This is a genomic window from Streptomyces synnematoformans, assembly GCF_039531005.1.
GTDB lineage: Bacteria > Actinomycetota > Actinomycetes > Streptomycetales > Streptomycetaceae > Streptomyces > Streptomyces synnematoformans.
Genome location: NZ_BAAAPF010000158.1, coordinates 1 through 16,128, shown reverse-complemented (window position 1 = coordinate 16,128; position 16,128 = coordinate 1). Strand labels below are relative to the sequence as shown.

At 70.3% G+C, this 16,128-nt stretch carries 16 protein-coding genes and 2 pseudogenes; 11 read left to right on the top strand and 7 right to left on the bottom strand.

Annotated features, from left to right (window positions below; genetic code table 11):
• Together ABD317_RS21890 and ABD317_RS21885 are read left to right on the top strand one after the other, a co-directional pair.
• Positions 1 to 391, top strand: a pseudogene (locus ABD317_RS21890) (5,10-methylene tetrahydromethanopterin reductase); the annotation flags it as partial.
• 76 nt (positions 392 to 467) lie between these two features.
• Positions 468 to 1,700, top strand: a complete 1,233-nt coding sequence (locus ABD317_RS21885; protein WP_344291643.1) for a glutaminase — start codon at positions 468 to 470, stop codon at positions 1,698 to 1,700.
• 94 nt (positions 1,701 to 1,794) lie between these two features.
• Here the strand turns inward: ABD317_RS21885 and ABD317_RS21880 are convergent.
• The 3 genes and pseudogenes from ABD317_RS21880 to ABD317_RS21870 all read right to left on the bottom strand — a co-directional run.
• A pseudogene (locus ABD317_RS21880) lies at positions 1,795 to 3,144 on the bottom strand (PQQ-dependent sugar dehydrogenase); the annotation flags it as partial.
• A 302-nt stretch (positions 3,145 to 3,446) separates the two neighbouring features.
• Entirely contained in the window at positions 3,447 to 4,718 is a 1,272-nt protein-coding gene (locus ABD317_RS21875; RefSeq protein ID WP_344291642.1) for a hypothetical protein, read from the bottom strand.
• Between the two features lie 15 nt (positions 4,719 to 4,733).
• A complete protein-coding gene (locus ABD317_RS21870; protein ID WP_344291641.1) occupies positions 4,734 to 6,077 on the bottom strand; it encodes a methyltransferase domain-containing protein in 1,344 nt (447 codons plus the stop codon).
• Positions 6,078 to 6,366: 289 nt separating this feature from the next.
• Here ABD317_RS21870 and ABD317_RS21865 point away from each other — a divergent pair, with 289 nt between their 5' ends.
• Positions 6,367 to 7,623 (top strand): helix-turn-helix domain-containing protein, encoded by a 1,257-nt coding sequence (locus ABD317_RS21865; protein ID WP_344291640.1) that lies wholly within the window; start codon positions 6,367 to 6,369, stop codon positions 7,621 to 7,623.
• Here the strand turns inward: ABD317_RS21865 and ABD317_RS21860 are convergent.
• A complete protein-coding gene (locus ABD317_RS21860; protein WP_344291639.1) occupies positions 7,601 to 8,134 on the bottom strand; it encodes an NUDIX hydrolase in 534 nt (177 codons plus the stop codon). The two genes, ABD317_RS21865 and ABD317_RS21860, sit on opposite strands and share 23 nt — an antisense overlap.
• Before the next feature lie 158 nt (positions 8,135 to 8,292).
• On the opposite strand from ABD317_RS21860, the gene ABD317_RS21855 reads away from it, so the two are divergent.
• Complete coding sequence (locus tag ABD317_RS21855) at positions 8,293 to 8,841, top strand: NUDIX domain-containing protein (protein WP_344291638.1); 549 nt, start codon at positions 8,293 to 8,295, stop codon at positions 8,839 to 8,841.
• Positions 8,842 to 9,013: 172 nt separating this feature from the next.
• Positions 9,014 to 9,373, top strand: coding sequence for an ASCH domain-containing protein (locus tag ABD317_RS21850; RefSeq protein ID WP_344291637.1), 360 nt, complete (start codon positions 9,014 to 9,016; stop codon positions 9,371 to 9,373).
• Between the two features lie 166 nt (positions 9,374 to 9,539).
• Here ABD317_RS21850 and ABD317_RS21845 read toward each other — a convergent pair whose 3' ends face one another.
• The 3 genes from ABD317_RS21845 to ABD317_RS21835 form a co-directional block, all read right to left on the bottom strand.
• A complete protein-coding gene (locus tag ABD317_RS21845) occupies positions 9,540 to 9,977 on the bottom strand; it encodes a hypothetical protein (RefSeq protein WP_344291636.1) in 438 nt (145 codons plus the stop codon).
• Positions 9,978 to 10,045: 68 nt separating this feature from the next.
• A complete protein-coding gene (locus ABD317_RS21840) occupies positions 10,046 to 10,171 on the bottom strand; it encodes a hypothetical protein (protein WP_344291635.1) in 126 nt (41 codons plus the stop codon).
• A gap of 335 nt (positions 10,172 to 10,506) precedes the next feature.
• Positions 10,507 to 10,734 (bottom strand): hypothetical protein, encoded by a 228-nt coding sequence (locus ABD317_RS21835; protein ID WP_344291634.1) that lies wholly within the window; start codon positions 10,732 to 10,734, stop codon positions 10,507 to 10,509.
• A 176-nt stretch (positions 10,735 to 10,910) separates the two neighbouring features.
• On the opposite strand from ABD317_RS21835, the gene ABD317_RS21830 reads away from it, so the two are divergent.
• The 6 genes from ABD317_RS21830 (at position 10,911) to ABD317_RS21805 (ending at position 15,876) form a co-directional block, all read left to right on the top strand.
• Positions 10,911 to 11,654, top strand: a complete 744-nt coding sequence (locus tag ABD317_RS21830; protein ID WP_344291633.1) for a DUF6879 family protein — start codon at positions 10,911 to 10,913, stop codon at positions 11,652 to 11,654.
• Between the two features lie 10 nt (positions 11,655 to 11,664).
• Entirely contained in the window at positions 11,665 to 12,516 is an 852-nt protein-coding gene (locus ABD317_RS21825; protein WP_344291632.1) for a helix-turn-helix domain-containing protein, read from the top strand.
• A 173-nt stretch (positions 12,517 to 12,689) separates the two neighbouring features.
• On the top strand, positions 12,690 to 13,121 hold the full coding sequence (locus tag ABD317_RS21820) for an ATP-binding protein (RefSeq protein WP_344291631.1): 432 nt from the start codon (positions 12,690 to 12,692) through the stop codon (positions 13,119 to 13,121).
• 144 nt (positions 13,122 to 13,265) lie between these two features.
• On the top strand, positions 13,266 to 14,084 hold the full coding sequence (locus ABD317_RS21815) for a glycoside hydrolase family 16 protein (RefSeq protein ID WP_344291630.1): 819 nt from the start codon (positions 13,266 to 13,268) through the stop codon (positions 14,082 to 14,084).
• 92 nt (positions 14,085 to 14,176) lie between these two features.
• Positions 14,177 to 15,262: an S-(hydroxymethyl)mycothiol dehydrogenase gene (locus ABD317_RS21810; RefSeq protein WP_344291629.1), complete on the top strand. Its 1,086-nt coding sequence runs from the start codon at positions 14,177 to 14,179 to the stop codon at positions 15,260 to 15,262.
• Positions 15,259 to 15,876, top strand: coding sequence for an MBL fold metallo-hydrolase (locus tag ABD317_RS21805; RefSeq protein ID WP_344291628.1), 618 nt, complete (start codon positions 15,259 to 15,261; stop codon positions 15,874 to 15,876). The genes ABD317_RS21810 and ABD317_RS21805 overlap by 4 nt, the downstream gene beginning before the upstream one ends.
• Positions 15,877 to 16,128 lie beyond the last annotated feature (252 nt).

Here is a 16,128-nt window from a genome sequence, read left to right as displayed (position 1 = left end):
CTTCATGCGCAAAAACTCCCAGGACGCCGTACGTGAGTTCCGCCCCTACTTCGACCGCTCGCCGATCATGGGCGGCGGGCCGTCGCTGGAGCAGTACATGGACGAGACGCCGCTGACCGTGGGCAGCCCCCAGCAGGTCATCGACAAGACCCTGACCTTCCGCGAGCACTTCGGCGACTACCAGCGCCAATTGTTCAACGTGGACGGCGTGGGCGTGCCGCTGAAGACCGTGCTGGAGCAGCTCGACATCCTCGGCGAGGAGGTGCTGCCCGTCCTGCGCGCGGAGTTCGCGAAGGGCCGCCCGGCCGGCGTACCCGGCGCCCCCACCCACGCCTCGCTGGTCGCCGCCCGCGACGCCGAGCGGGCGGCCGCCGCCGGGACGAACGCCTGAGACCGCCCGAGAACGCCCGCGACCGCCTCCGACGCCTCCGACGCCTCCGACCGCTTGCGACAGAAGGACCTGCCTCGTGAAGACACCCGTGCCCGACTACCTGGACGAAGTGCTCGACAGCCTGCGCGGCGACACCGGCGGGGCCAACGCCGACTACATCCCCGAACTCGCCGCAGCCGATCCCGAACGGTTCGGCATGGCGCTGACCACGACGCTCGGCCGCACGTACGCCGCCGGCGACGCCGACACCGAGTTCACCATCCAGTCGATCTCCAAGCCGTTCGCCTACGCGGCCGCTCTCATCGACCGCGGCCACGACCGCGTCCTGGAGGCCGTCGGAGTCGAGCCGTCCGGCGAGGCGTTCAACGAACTCTCCCTCGAAGGTGAGACCCACCGGCCCAAGAATCCCATGATCAACGCCGGGGCCATCACCACGCACGCCCTCCTGGCCGGCGCGGGGGCCGGTCCGGACGCCCGCGTCGAGCGCGCCGTGACGTTCTTCTCCCGCCTCGCGGGCCGGGACCTGCGGGTCGACGAGCGGGTGTGCGCCTCAGAACTCGCCTCCGCGCACCGCAACCTCGCCCTCGCCTACATGCTGCGCACCTACGGCATCCTCGACGACGACGTGCCCTCCGTCATCGAGGGGTACACGCGCCAGTGCGCGATCCTGGTCAGCGTCCGGGACCTCTCCGTGATGGCCGCGACGCTCGCCGCCGGCGGCATCCAGCCCGTCACCGGCGAACGGGTCATGGACCCCGCCGTCGCCCGGCACGTCATGGCCGTGATGGCCGCGGCCGGGATGTACGACGCGGCCGGCGACTGGCTCACCCGCGTGGGCATCCCCGCCAAGAGCGGCGTCGCCGGGGGCATCGTCGGCGTCCTGCCCGACCTGGTGGGCATCGGGACCTTCTCCCCGAGCCTGGACTCCCACGGCAACAGCCGACGCGGACGCCTCGTCTTCGAACGGCTCTCCCGGGACATGGGGATGCACCTGTTCTCCTCCGACCGGGGCCGGCTCGACGCCGTCGCCGTGCGCGAGTCGGGCGGGACGGTCACCTTCGCCCTCCAGGGCAACGTCCAGCTCACCGCCGCCTCGGAACTGCTGGACCTGATGGCCGGCTCGGACGGCGCGGGCGACGTGGTCCTCGACGTCACCAGGGTGCACTCCTTCTCCGACCTCGGCCGCCGCATGGCGCTCGAAGGGCTGCGCCGGCTGCGGCTGGACGGACGCCGCGTCGCCGTCCGCGACCCGGCGGGCGTGCTGCCGGACCCCGACCTGGGCGACGGCAGCTACCCGGACGCCCTGTGACCGGCCCCGCCGCCGCCCGCCGGGGCGCGGCCGGGCGGGAGAAACCGCCCGGCGGCGCCGAGGTGCGGGTGCGCTGCCCGGCCCGCTACTCCGCGTCCGGGGTGTGGTCGATGCGGTAGATCGCGGCGTCGGTGTTGGTGCTGCCGCGGCCGACGCCGCTGCCCTCGCCGAAGTCGATGACGTACAGCGAGCCGTCGGGGCCGAAGGCGGCGTCGAAGGGCTGGATCCAGCTCATGCCCTCGAACACCGGGTTGATCGACTGCAGCTCGCCGCCCTCGTACGAGAACGTCTTGAACCACTTGCGCGTCAGCTCGTAGTTGAACCACGCGCCGTCGTACGACTCGGGGAACTTCGTCGGGCTGTCGAGGTCCGGGTCGAAGTCGTACGCCGGGCCGCCCATCGGGCCGCCGCCGCCCGAGCCGAGCTGCGGGAACTCGTCGGAGGCCGCGTACGAGTACCAGACCTGCGCTGCGGTGGCCGGGGGCAGCCGGGTCCTGCCGGTGTTGTTCGGCGAGTCGTTCACCGGCGCGGCGCAGTCGAACTTCCCGCCGGAGGTGCCGGTGGCGAAGTCGTAGTCGTTGAACGGGATGTTGTCGCCGACGCAGTACGGCCAGCCCATGTTGCCGGCCTTCGAGATCAGGTTGTACTCGACGATGCCCGCCGGGCCGCGGTCCGGGTTCGCCTGGCCGGCGTCGGGCCCGTAGTCGCCGACCATCAGCGCGTCGGTCGCGGGGTCGACGGCGATGCGGAACGGGTTGCGGAAGCCCATGGCGTAGATCTCCGGGCGGGTCTTCTTCGCGCGCTTGTGGAAGAGGTTGCCCTTGGGGATCCGGTACCCGCCGCGCCAGGTGGGCTTGATGCGCAGCACCTTGCCGCGCAGGTCGTTGGTGTTGGCGGAGGTGGCCTGGGCGTCCCAGCCGTGCCGGCCGTCGCGCTCGTCGATCGGCGCGTAGCCGTCGGACTCGAAGGGGTCGGTGTTGTCCCCGGTGGCGGCGTACAGGTTGCCCTTGCTGTCGAAGGCCAGCGAGCCGCCCATGTGCACGTTGGCCCGGCCTTCGCCGCGCCAGGTGGGGATGGACAGCAGCACCTTCCGCGAGTCGGGGTCGAGCCGGTTGCCCCTGAGGGTGAACCGGGAGATGTCGACCTTCTTCTCGGCCTGGTCGGAGTGCATCACGTACAGCCGGTTGTTCTTCGCGAAGGCCGGGTCGAGCGCGAGCCCGATCAGGCCGTCGGACTGGGTGGTGAACTCCAGCGGATAGTCGAAGTCGTACGCGGTGGTGACCTCCCGCGTCTCCTGGTCGACGATCTTCAGCTCACCGGTGCGCTGCGCCCAGATCACCCGTCCGTCCGGGGTGACGGCCAGCTCGAAGGGGTCGGCAAGGTCGGAGTCGACCAGCGCGGTGCGGGTGAACCCGGCCGCGTTGGGCGCGCTCGCGCCGGCGGCCTCGGGCGCGGGCGCGGCCACGGCGGAGGGCGTCGCCGCCAGCAGGGCCGGCAGGACGGTGAGGGCGGCGACGAGGGACAGGGGTCTGATCGGACGGCTCATGAGGCTCCCAACGGTGGAGGTGCCGTCGAAGCGGACGAGGCGTTCGGCGGCTGCGACGGGGCGGCCCGGAGGGGTGCAGGAGGGGGGTGGGCACAGCGTCTCCCGGGACAGAGAAGAAAGCGCTTACCTGCCGTGCATTGTCAACGTAAGCCTCATGCGGCCCTAGGTCAACGCCTTGGTACGTACCGGAAGTTACGGAGCTAGCCCGCGTGCGGGTACACGACCATCGTGCTGTTCTCTTCGTCCCAGAACAGCCCGTGGCCGGCGAAGTCGGCGAACGGGACCACCCGGTGCTTGCTCGCCTCCACCTTGCCGGTGGCGATGTCGACCACCACGTTCGTGTCCGGCGCCTGGCCGAAGGCGAGGCCGGTGTCGGTCACGCCGTTGAACACCACCGGCTTGTCGGTGTCGGTCTCCTCGAAGCAGTGCCCCGCGCCCTGCTGCATGTCGAAGACGACGTTGCCCCGGACCAGGTACTGCCCGTTCGCGGAGAGAGCGGGGTCGTCCTCGGCCTGGAAGCCGCCCAGACCGCCCTCCGGCTCGCACAGTACCTCCGCGCGGACCTCACCGGTCGCGCTGTCCAGCGCGCCCCAGGTGATGTGGGTGGCCCCCTTCGCGCGCCACTGGGCCACCAGGACGTCCTCCAGGATCAGCGACGGGGTGGGCCGAGCGTCCGCCTCGACCTCCGCGCCCGTCCATCCGTCCGGTACCCAGAGCGCGGTGTCGGACCCGAGGCCCTCGTTCCACAGCAGCGGGCCGCCGGCGGTGACGCCCTGCATCTCGGAGAGGACGCCGCACAGGTTGCACTCGCTCTCCGGCGGCTCGACCTCGTACAGGTCGTACTCCTCCGTGGCCCCGGTGGCCAGGTCGACGGTCACGAACACGTCGCCGTCCTGCTGCTTGACCATGAGCCCGCCGCCGCCGTCCGACACGAATCCTTCACCCTCCAGTTCGACGTGCCGGGCGGGCTTCACCCCCTCGCCGGAGCCCTCGGCCGGGAAGATGTCGATCGTGGTGATCTCGCTCCCCTTGCTGACCACATCGCCCTCGGTCGTGCCGGTGGCCCAGGCGACGAGGTAGTCCTTGCCGCCCGCGGTGGCCGAGAGCGACTCGTATCTCATGTCCTCGGACGGGGACCGCAGCACCTCGCTGGTCCACAGCGGGTCGCCGCTGGTCACGTCCAGGACGGTGAACTGCCTCGGCTCCGCGACGAACATGCCGACCGCGTCGGAGTGCGGCAGGGGGTGCTGCGTGGCGCGCAGGTCGGACTCCCAGCCCCGGGACGTGTCGTACAGCGCGGGCACCTTCAGCTGCGCCTCCGGCGCGCCCCCGCCCTCCCCGCCGGACGAGCCCCCGACGAACCCGCCGCCCTTGCCGCCGTCGCCGTCGCCGTCTCCGCCGTCATCGCCGCCGCCGCAGGCGGTGAGCATCCCGGCGGCCAGCACACCGGCCAGTACACGCGTGAGCCGCATCAACTCGGTCCCTCGTCACGGATGTCGGGGTCTGGGGACGGCGCCCGCCTCCCTCGGGGCCCGGGCGCGCGCCCCGAGTATGCCAGCGCCCGCCCCGCCCCGCGCCGTCTTACGGCAACCCCGCCGCGGGCCCCGCCCCCGCCGGGTCCGAACCGGTCGGACGAGGACGGGCACCGGGCCTATCCGGTGGCCGGGGGCACCGGGTGGCCGGGGGTGTCGAGCCAGAGCCGGTGCCCGCGGGGGGGTGACGGTGAGCCCGAAGCGGTCGAAGCCGGGCCGGTCGTGCGCGACCCACCACCGGTAGGCGGTCTCGACCTCGTCCCACAGTCTTCGCGGTCCCGACTGCACCACCTCGTACGCGGTCCGGTCCGGCTCGTAGTCGGCCGTCGCCCAGGAAGTGACCGCGGTGTCGCGCAGCCACAGGGTGTACGAGCCGTCCGGGTAGGACTCCGTCCACGGGAAGGCTCCGGGCACCTGCAGGCCGATGGCGAACATCACCGCCCAGCCGCCCACGTCGTCCGGGGAGAGGGCGGTCGTGGACTTCACGCCGTCCGCGGGCCACGGGCGGCCCTTGAGATAGTCGCGCACGTGCGGCCGCGCGGTGCGCTGCGCGCGCAGCCGCATGAAGGCCGAGGAGCCGGTGAACCGGCCGGCGGCCGTCCCGTCCTCCGCCACGGTGATGCGGGCGACGGCCTCACCGCCGTAGACCGGCCCCCACGGGGCGACGATCACCCCGCCCGGCCGGGTCTGTGCGACCCACGCCGGGGGGATGCGGCCGGTCGAGCAGGTCGCGATCACCCGATCGTACGGACTCCGGGGCGCATGCCCCCGGGCGCCGTCACCCACCACCACGAGCGGGTCGAACCCGGCGGCCGTGAGCCGGGTCCGCGCAGCGCGGGCGGTGGCCCCGTCCACTTCGACGGTGACGACGTTGGCCGACCCGAGCCGATGCGCCAGCAGCGCGGCATTCCACCCCGTGCCCGTCCCTGTCTCCATAACCCGGTGCCCGTCGTCCACGTCCAGCGCGCTCAGCATGGAAAACACCATGGTGGGCATGGAGTTGGAACTGGAGGGGATCCGGCCTGTGCCGGAGCCGGTGTAGGCGCCGTCATCCCACTGGGTGGTGATCGGAGCGTCGCGGTAGACGGCCCGCCACCACACCTCCGGCTCCTCGGACCGGATCACCCGGTCGCTCTGCCGGTTCATCCCCGCCCGGCCCGGCCAGATGACATCCGGCACGAACCGATGCCGCGGCACCGCCTCGAACGCGGGCAACCAGTCGGAGGTCAGCACCCCCTTGTCCACCAACGCGGAGACCAGCCGCTCGGGACCGGCCTCCGCCCCCTCGGGCATGGTCATTGTCCGTCCGCCGGGCCTTGGCCGTCGTTGGTGTTGCCGCCCTCGTCGGAGCCGCCACCACCGTGTTTGTTCCCACTGTCACTGTCATCCTGCGGGTTGCCGCCATCCGCCATCAACTGCCACCGTCACATGTTTGTTCTCCTTGCCTCGCACCTCGCTCCCGGAAAGAGCGCCGTCACCGTCCGGCGCCCAGGAGTAGCGTTACCAGCACACGCGTCAGGGCATAGGACCTGCGTGTCCGCCGTTGTCCGCAGCGGCGTGGACATCTGAGCGGACAGGAGGGCTCGCGATGGAGGAGACGTTCGGGCAGGCACTACGCCGCCTGCGCGGTAGCCGCTCACTGCGCGCCGTGGCTCAACTCGCCCATTGCAGCAAAAGTTACGTATGGGATTTGGAGACAGCGCGGAAGCAGCCAACACGGGAGATCGCTGCAGCTCTGGACAGCGCCCTCAACGCTGGTGGCGAGCTTTCCGCCTTCACCGCCGACTCCCGTGACCGTGACCCGAAAAGGCACGAAAGCTGGAGTTCCCAGAGAGCGAACAACGAGACTCAGCGTTACTCCATCACTCTCCCCAGCCATGGCGTAGAGAGCCTTCTTGAAGCGGCGACAACGGGAAACCCGACCCCTTCCACGCTCCTTGCCCTGCGCACCTCCATCGAGGACTACTGGCTCAGAGATGACCAGTACGGAGGCGAAACGCTGCGACCCGCCATCGCGGGACACCTTCGATATGTCCTTGGCTTACTCGAATCAGCCAGAACTGACGACATTCGTAGCGGTCTGTACGCCGTCGCCGCCGAGCTTTTCAGGCTCACCGGCTGGACACATTTCGACGCTCGCCAATACAGTCAGGCCGAGGTGCACTTTACCCACGCGCTGCAGTTGGCGAAGGAGATCGATGACGCGCAGTTCATCTCCAACGTCCTGGCCTGCATGAGCCTGCAGGCCACCTACCAGGGCCTTCCATTCGATGCCCTGGCGCTTGCCGCCGCTGCCAGAGATCACGCCCGCCCCCACGGGACACCGCGCGTGATGGCCATGCTGTCCATGCGGGAAGCCTTCGCACATGCCGCCATCGGGGACAGGACCGCGACCCACGGCACAATCTCCCAAGCACACCGCCACTTCGAGAAAGCTTCAGACACGGACTCCGACCCGGCATGGGTGGCGTACTTCAATGAGTCCAAACTCGTCGTCGACACCGGCATCGCACACAGCCAGCTCGGCGAGTCCAAGAGCGCAGAACGCCTGATCTCCCAAGGTCTGAACCACGAAAACGACAACAACCACCGCGGCCGGGCATTCCATACATTCTGGCTCGCCCGCACCCAGCTGCAACGCGGCGAATTGGAACAAGCGTGCCGCACGGCCACGGCGGCCCTGGAGCCCGCATCGGTCGTTGCGTCCGAGAGAGTGGCGGGTCATCTCAAAGAATTCCGCGGGCAGTTGGCTCCGTTCCGACACCGCGCGCCCGTGGCGGTCACGTTCGAGGCGCGGCTGCGTGAGGCGCTCCCCGCAAGAGTCAGCGAGTGGCCTCATCCATGAGGAGATAGAGCAGGCCCACAAGAGAGCCGCTGCTGACGATCTCTTGACGGTCGATCATGCCTCTGATCCGGTCCAGAGGAACCCACTCGACACGGTCCGTCTCGTTCTTCTCGGACGGTGCTCCTTCATAGGTGGCGCCATCAGCGCGGAACACGTGATGCTGCGAGTCCGTGATGCCGTTCGCTGGCTCCGCGTAGATCATCGGCTTCATGGCGCTCGGACGCCAGCCCGTCTCCTCTGTCACCTCGCGCACCGCCGCCTCCTCCGGAGTCTCCCCGTCCTCGATCAACCCCATGGGCAGTTCCCAGGCCCAGGTGTCGGTGATGAACCTGTGCCGCCACAGCATCAGCACGTCGCTGTGTTCGCCGACCACAGTCACCACGGCCAGGTGACGAAGACGCAGCACGTGGTGCTCCCAGCGCCGCCCGTCCGGTTGTTGAACGTCGACAAGATCCACGTTCAGCCACTGGTTCGTGTAGATGCGCCGCTCCCCGAACGTCTTCCACCGCACCGGCGTAGCCCCTCTCGTCTGGTGCTTCAAGCATCCCAGAACGAACCCCCTCCCGCCTGCCCTGTCGTCGCCGTACGGTGGGCATAGGGGAAGTGCCCAGCCAGCAACGAGCGGCCGGTTGGTATCAGCGCCTCTGCCGCCGCCGGAGGTAGTGCCACGTGACCAGTCGTCCCGAGCCGGGCAGCGCCGAATGGGATTCATATCTCGCGGAGGGGAACGCCAAACAGGCGCGCAAGCGTGTAGCAGCGGACGTGTTGTTCCGTGACGGGTCCGGGCGTCTGCTGCTCGTCAAGCCGACCTATAAGAAGGCATGGGACCTGCCCGGCGGGATGGCGGAAGCGAATGAGTCGCCCCACGACGCGGCCAGACGGGAACTCGATGAGGAACTTGGGCTCACCGCCCCCCTGCTCGGTGTGCTGTGTGTGGACTGGGTTTCTCCACACGGGCCGTGGGACGATCAACTGGCCTTCATCTTCGATGGCGGCACGCTCACCGCACAGCAGTGCTCCCACCTCTATCCTCGTGACCACGAACTGTCCGCGTGTGAATTCTTCGAACCCACCCAGGCGATGAGTAAGTTGCGGTCCCGCATCCGAAGCCGCACCAGCCAAGCGCTGGAGGCGCTCCAGGATCGGGTCCCCCGCTACTTGGAGAACGGCCACTCCTTCGTGACCGGCACCAACAGCCCCGACTCGACCGTACGATAACGGCCACCCGCACTCCCCGTTCGGCGACCGAACCGCGTTCCCGGGCCGCCGCTATCCTCGTGATTCCGCCGTTGAATCCCTGCACGAATGGCTCGCGGCAGCCAAGGCTGCCCGATCAGCCCTGCCCGCCGGCCCCTCCGGTACAACACCATCAAGTGAGAACTGATGCCCCATGAGCGAACAGAAGTCTGATCCCGTGGAACACGCCCTTCATCTGCGCAAGCCCTATTTCGACCTCATCGCCTCCGGCGACAAGACGGTCGAGGTGCGGGTTGGTTATGCAAAGGTCCGCAAGATGGCGAGCGGAGATCTACTGCGCTTCAACTCCGGCCCCGACACCTTGCTGACCCGCATCACGGCGGTCAACGAGTACCCTTCGTTCACTGCTCTGGTCGACACCGAGGACCCGGCAGCGATCGCAGGAACCGACGAATCCCGAGAAGAGTTGATGGCCGCGATCCGGGAGATCTACCCGCCGGAGAAGGAAGCACTGGGCGCTTTCGCCATCCACGTGCAGTTACTCACCCAATAGATGTACTTGCCTGGCTCGACCCAGCTGCGGCGCGCTACGCGCTGCCCCGTCATGGCTCGTAGTGCCTCGGAGCAGTCCGTGCCGCCACCGTACGGCCATGGGCGCACGGCCAGGGAGTGTCCCGGCAGGGCGTCCGGCGACTCGGTCGCCGTGTAGGCGCGGTTGCTCAGCGGACGAGCTGAAGGGCCTGTTCGGTCAGTTCGTCGTCGTTGAGGGTGAAGGTGCCGGTGTGCAGTGCGTCGTGACCGTATATCTGCTGGGCCAGTTCGATCCGGCGGTCCAGGCGCAGGTGCCAGTCGGTGTTCTTGATGTCGAGGCGGGGGCCGGAGCCGCCGATGCGGGCGGACCAGCCGGTGCAGATGACCCAGGCGGCGCAGGCGTTCTCGGGCCCGCCGCGGGATCCGTACAGGCCCTGGGCGTGGTGGTCGGCGGCGACCGCCAGGAGGTCGGGGTGTTCCAGTTCCGGTACGGGCAGGACGCCGACGATGGCGGTGGTGCCGAAGTCGCCGGTGGTGGTGTAGGCGAGCAGGCAGCGGCGGTCGGGCCAGTGGTGGGTGAGCGGGAAGACGGTGACCCGGCCGGTGCCGGTCTGCTCGTCGCCCATCGTGTTCCTGTCGGCTGGGGCCGGCCCCGGCGGCACCGTAGCCGCGGGGACCGGCGTTTCCTTGGATTTCAGCGGTGGCCGGGGGAGGGGTTGCCGCCGCCTCCGTCGCCGTCCGCGATGTCGGTGTTGTCGTCCTCGTCGCCCGGGTCGCCCCACAGGGCGGGGCTGGTCGTCAATCGGTTCGGGAGGGTCATGTTCGGGTGCCTCCTCTCAAGAGCACCCCGGGCCGCCCGGGGCGGTGGTACGCCGCCTTCGCCCGCACGGGGGTGAGGTGTGGCAGGCGGAAGTTCAGAATCTGAGGCGGTCGGCGACCTGCGAGGGCTCGACGGCCGGTCCACGCGGTCACGTAAGGCACGGGAGGTGGATCGAAGGTCATGCCCTACCTCCTTTCGGGAGACAGCGCGGGCACTGGCAGGGCGGGAAGGCGTGGGTGAGCTGGGGCGGGTCGCAATCGTGGGTGTAGTAGCGCTTCTGGCGCCCGAAGGTGCGCCCGTTGTCGCGTGACACGCGCAGGGTCATCCGGGGAGGGTCACGCGGGGGCTGCGGCGCGGCACTGCCCATCGCAGTCACCTCCGCCTCTGATCACCCGGGCATGCATCACCGCCACGTCGGCCCGCACGGTGCCGAGGTGGATGAGGCGGAGACGGGGCGAGGCCGTGTCAACCGCGAGCCCGGGCAGGACCATGTCCGCCCGGGTGAGCGCGTCACAGAGCTGTTCGCCTGCCTTGTAAGGATCCACCGCCCTGGTCTTTGCCATGCTCGGCACGCTAGGGAGGGCTCCGGCGCTGGTCTACGCGATGTTCTCGGATGTTCTCGCACCGTGGCCGGATGTTCTCGTGTGTTCTCACATGGCCGGTGGCACGCTGTGGCCAAGCCCTCACGGGCCGACGATCCTGGACGGGCAATGCCCTTCCCAGGAAAGGGGAAACGACCATGGTGCGCAGGCTGCGGTTCAGAGGCACCGACAGCAAGAACGGTGGCTGCCCAGCCGTCCACGAGCTGGACACGGGCGATATCGTCGTGCAAGGGCCACAGCTCACGGCCCCCGAAGAGCTTCGGCAGTTACAGCATTTCAGCGCTTCAGATGTCGCGGTCGTGGTACCGCGGGAACTGCTCGTTCACCACGGCCCCAAGGAGGTCGAGCACGTGGCCAAGCCGATCGACCTGGACGAGTTCGGCCAGCTTTTCGAGACCTTCGAATACTCAGCGTGGCGGCTGGAGTCGCGCCGTGGGTACGCCTCCGACCGCGAGGACCCGGACTTCGAGGAGTTCCTCAAGACCGGCCAGGTGACCTACGACCTCGACTCCGAGTGGTGCACGAACATGCGGCGCCAGACCGGCGCGGGCAAGCGCGTCGGCCGCGTCCGGATCGTCGACGACCCACCGACCGAGGGCCAGTTGTTCCTGCTCGCCTATGCCGAGTGCAACGCGGTCACCGGCGAGGACATCCGTAACCTGCCACGCGCCGAAGCCGAGCGGCTGCACCTGCCCGAGGCGGACTTCTGGGTCTTCGACTCGCGGTTGGTCGCGCTGCTGAACTTCGACGAGGCCGACATCCTGCTGAACGCCGAGGTCATCACGGAGCCGGCCGAGGTCAACCGGTACATGCAGGCGTTCGACGCTGCGATGCACCACGCCACGCCGTACCGCCGGTTCGCCGCCCAGATGAAACGGTGAACACCGGCCGGTGAGCACGGACTTCCAGCAGGCGCGCGAAGCCCTCGGGCAGCGTCTGCGCGAGCTTCGCCTCTCGCATCCCCGAGGTCGGCTCACCGGCCCGCAGCTCGCCGCACGGCTGGGCTGGCCGCACTCGAAGATCTACAAGCTGGAGAACGGCAAGCAGACCGCCAGCGTCGAAGACCTACGGGCATGGGCGGAGGCCACCGGTCACCCCGGGGCCGCAGACGAGTTGCACTCACGCCTCCGGGGATTCGAGTCCCGCATCCGCTCCTGGCGCCGCCAGCTTGCCGCCGGCCACCGCCCGGTCCAGGACACCTGGAACGCCGAGGTCGCCCGGACCGCGGTCCTGCACGTCTGGGAGGAGTCCGTCGTACCGGGCATGCTGCAAACCGCCGACTACGCCCGCCACATCTTCCTGCGCTACGCCCAGTTCCAGGGCTCCACACCCGACACCGACGAGGCCGTACGCACCCGGACACGCCGGCAGGAATGGCTGTACGAACCGGGACACACACTCCACGTCCTGGTCTGGGAAGCAGCTCTGCGCGCGCTCGTCTGCCCTCCGGCGGTACTCGGCGCCCAACTCGACCGCCTCGCCGGCGTCATCGGCATGGACACGGTCGAGCTGGGGGTCATCCCACTCGGCGCATCGTTGAAGCTCCCGCCGGCGAACGGCTTCTGGGTCTTCGACGACCGACTCGTCATCACCGAGGACTGGCACGCCGAACTGTGGCTCGACGACGCCGACAGCATCGCGACATACCTGAAGGTGTGGGAGGCCCTGCGCGACTCCGCGCTCTACGCCACCGAGGCACACCGGATCATCGCTCACGCACGACACGCACTTGGTCCGCTATGAGACGCCGTGCGCCCGGATACAGACACGCACCCAACGGTCCTGTGTGGCGTCCGCAGCGGTGCGGACAGCGGCCGGACAGGCTTCTCCTTGGACGCGTACCGCTCATCGGTAACGCTGATTCCCGGCGGCGTCGTATGACGGCGCCGGACGGGATCATTGCGAGGCGATGAGTGATGCCAGAACTGACGAAACGACAGCCGACGTCCACGCAGAATCAAGAGGTGGTGTCGCGCTGGCGGCGGCATCGCCGGTGTGTGGCGCTGGCGCGGGCGCAGCTGCGTAAGACGCTGGCCGACTGGGGCATGGCCGAGGTGGAGTTCGCGGCGGTGGCGGTGCTGTCCGAGCTGGTCGCGAACGCGGTGGTGCATGCGCGGGTGCCGCCGGGGCGGGAGATCCGCACCCGGTTCGTTCCGCTGGACGGCGGGGTGCGCATCGAGGTGCACGACGCCTCCGACGAGCCGCCGGTGCCGCGCGTGCCGGACCAGTCCGGTGGCTACGGGCTGACGCTGGTGTCCGGCCTGTCGGACCGGTGGGGCGTGGAGAAGCGCCGTGGCGTCGGGAAGTACGTGTGGGCCGTCGTGACGGCCGGCACGGGGGCGGAGTGACCGGGAGGCCGCGCGGGCCGGTGGCGGTCTCCCCCTCGGGCCGCGGTTGTGCTTTCGTGGGGGGTCGGCGGGCGGATTGCGCCGGGGCCTCGCCTCCGCCCGCGTACGGTGCCCGTCCGCAACCCGCGAAGCGAGGTCTCCCCCATGCCGTTCGACCGCCGTACGTTCCTGCTCTCCTCCGGTGCCGCCCTCGCCTCCGGCGCCGCCCTCGCCACCGCCCGCCCCGCCGCGGCGCAGTCCGCCGCGCCGCTGGCGTGGGAGACCGTCATCGGCCCGAGCACCTTCGCCGACTACGGCGCTCTGCAGGCCGCCTGGAACTACCGCTACCCGTGGGGCTCCGACCACAACGGCTCCGCGCGGATGTACGCCAGCGCCGACGACCACAACCACGTCTATCTGGAGTCCGGCGTGCTCGTGCTCCGGGCGTCGCGCATCAACTGGGACGAGGGCAACAGCAGCAGCGACCCCTACCTGCCCATCCGCTACCACTCCGGCGCCGTGCACGCCAAGACCCACGTCATCGTCGACGACCGGTATCCGCAGTGGGAGGTCAAGGGCGAGTTCCAGGCGCCGTCCGCGCGGGGCACCTGGCCCGCGTTCTGGCTGACCGGGGCGTGGGGCTGGCCGCCGGAGAGCGACATCCTGGAGTACAAGGGCGACGCCCGCAACTGGTTCAACACCTACGACGGCGGCTGGGACAACACCATCGTCAGCGTCTCCAACCCCGGCGCCTGGCACACCTACCGCGCCTGGATCGCCAAGGTGAGCGCCACCGACGTCGACATCCACTACTACCTCGACGGCACCTGGGTCGGTCAGCACCGCGGCTCGAACTTCGTCGGCGAGCCCATGTGGATCATCATCAATCTGCAGATGGAAGGCTCCTCGGGCGCCCCCGGCCCCTCGGGCGACACCTACTACCGCGCCCGGAACCTCTACGTAGGCCGGTCGAACAACACCTGATCCCGCCGCGGCAGGGCGGGGCGCCCGACCGGGGCGGGGGACGTACTGTATGAGCCCGCCAGCGTTGGAAGCGTAGGAAACGGAGCGCCCTCATGCCCCAGGACGTACGAGCCGTCGTCGCGCGTGCGAAGAACGAGCCGGTGCGGATCGAGACCGTCGTCGTGCCCGATCCGGGCCCGGGGGAGGCGGTGGTGGCGGTGCAGGCGTGCGGTGTGTGCCACACCGACCTGCACTACCGGGAGGGCGGCATCAACGACGAGTTCCCGTTCCTCCTCGGGCACGAGGCCGCCGGGGTGGTGGAAGCCGTCGGCGACGGCGTGACCGGGGTGGCGCCCGGGGACTTCGTGATCCTCAACTGGCGTGCGGTGTGCGGCCGGTGCCGGGCGTGTGCGCGCGGGCGGCCCTGGTACTGCTTCGACACCCACAACGCGACGCGGAAGATGACGCTCGCGGACGGCACCGAGCTGTCGCCGGCGCTGGGCATCGGCGCGTTCGCGGAGAAGACCCTCGTCGCCGCCGGGCAGTGCACGAAGGTCGACCCCGAGGCGTCGCCGGCGGCGGCCGGGCTGCTCGGCTGCGGCGTGATGGCCGGCCTCGGTGCGGCGATCAACACCGGCGCGGTGGGCCGCGGCGACTCCGTCGCCGTCATCGGCTGCGGCGGCGTCGGCGGCGCGGCGGTCATGGGGGCGCGGCTGGCGGGGGCGGCGAAGATCATCGCGGTCGACGTGGACGAGCGGAAGCTGACCACCGCGACCGGCCTGGGCGCCACCCACACCGTCGACGCCCGCGCCGCCGACCCCGTCGCGGCCGTACGGGACCTCACCGGCGGCAACGGCGCGGACGTCGTCATCGAGGCGGTCGGCCGCCCGGAGACGTACAAGCAGGCGTTCTACGCCCGGGACCTCGCCGGCACCGTGGTGCTCGTCGGCGTGCCGACGCCCGAGATGAAGCTGGAGCTGCCGCTGCTCGACGTCTTCGGGCGCGGCGGCGCGCTGAAGTCCTCCTGGTACGGCGACTGCCTGCCCTCCCGCGACTTCCCCATGCTCATCGACCTCTACCGGCAGGGCCGCCTCGACCTCGACGCCTTCGTCTCCGAGACCATCGGGCTCGACGACGTGGAGGCGGCCTTCGCGCGGATGCAGGCGGGCGACGTGCTGCGCTCGGTGGTGGTCCTGTGAGCCCCGCGCGCATCGACCACCTGGTCACCTCCGGCACGTTCTCGCTCGACGGCGGCACCTGGGACGTCGACAACAACGTGTGGATCGTCGGCGACGACGCCGAGGCGCTCGTCATCGACGCGGCCCACGACGCCGACGCCATCGCGGCCGCCGTCGGCGACCGCCGCCTGACGGCGATCGTGTGCACCCACGCGCACGACGACCACATCGACGCCGCCCCCGCGCTGGCCGCCAGGTACGGCGCCCCCGTGCTGCTCCACCCCGACGACCGGGTGCTGTGGGACATGACCCACCCGGACCGCGCCCCGGACTCCGGCCTCGCCGACGGGCAGACGCTGACGGTCGCGGGCACGGAGCTGACGGTCCTGCACACGCCGGGCCACGCGCCGGGCGCGGTCTGCCTCCACGCGCCGTCGCTGGGCACCGTCTTCACCGGCGACACCCTGTTCCACGGCGGCCCGGGCGCCACCGGCCGCTCGTACTCCGACCGCCCGACGATCGAGGCGTCGATCCGCGCGCGGCTGCTGACGCTGCCGCCGGAGACGGTCGTACGCACCGGGCACGGCGAGTCGACGACGATCGCGGCGGAGGAGGCCGGCGCGCGGGAGTGGTGAGCCGGGGCGCGGAGCGGTGGGCCGGGCGCGGAGCGGTGGGCCGCGGCGCCCGGGGTACGGGACGGGTTGTCCCGGGGCGCCGTTGACCCGTCCGGGGGTGCCCGGCATGCTCATGGCCGGGACATGCCACCCACTCCGCACTCCCCCCACCGGAGGTCTCGCATGCCGTCACGTCCCGTACGCCACGGGCGTCCCGTACGTCGCGGCGCCAGCCGCCGCTCCCTGCTGTTCGGCGCGCTCGGCGCCGGCGCG

Excerpts from the sequence above, each read along its gene's own strand:
- ABD317_RS21830 (WP_344291633.1), top strand. The coding sequence starts at position 10,911 with ATGGTGCGCAGGCTGCGGTTCAGAGGCACCGACAGCAAGAACGGTGGC.
- ABD317_RS21840 (WP_344291635.1), bottom strand. The coding sequence starts at position 10,171 with ATGACCCTCCCGAACCGATTGACGACCAGCCCCGCCCTGTGGGGCGAC.
- ABD317_RS21870 (WP_344291641.1), bottom strand. The coding sequence starts at position 6,077 with ATGACCATGCCCGAGGGGGCGGAGGCCGGTCCCGAGCGGCTGGTCTCC.
- ABD317_RS21835 (WP_344291634.1), bottom strand. The coding sequence starts at position 10,734 with ATGGCAAAGACCAGGGCGGTGGATCCTTACAAGGCAGGCGAACAGCTC.
- ABD317_RS21820 (WP_344291631.1), top strand. The coding sequence starts at position 12,690 with ATGCCAGAACTGACGAAACGACAGCCGACGTCCACGCAGAATCAAGAG.
- ABD317_RS21845 (WP_344291636.1), bottom strand. The coding sequence starts at position 9,977 with ATGGGCGACGAGCAGACCGGCACCGGCCGGGTCACCGTCTTCCCGCTC.
- ABD317_RS21815 (WP_344291630.1), top strand. The coding sequence starts at position 13,266 with ATGCCGTTCGACCGCCGTACGTTCCTGCTCTCCTCCGGTGCCGCCCTC.
- ABD317_RS21810 (WP_344291629.1), top strand. The coding sequence starts at position 14,177 with ATGCCCCAGGACGTACGAGCCGTCGTCGCGCGTGCGAAGAACGAGCCG.
- ABD317_RS21850 (WP_344291637.1), top strand. The coding sequence starts at position 9,014 with ATGAGCGAACAGAAGTCTGATCCCGTGGAACACGCCCTTCATCTGCGC.
- ABD317_RS21865 (WP_344291640.1), top strand. The coding sequence starts at position 6,367 with ATGGAGGAGACGTTCGGGCAGGCACTACGCCGCCTGCGCGGTAGCCGC.
- ABD317_RS21875 (WP_344291642.1), bottom strand. The coding sequence starts at position 4,718 with ATGCGGCTCACGCGTGTACTGGCCGGTGTGCTGGCCGCCGGGATGCTC.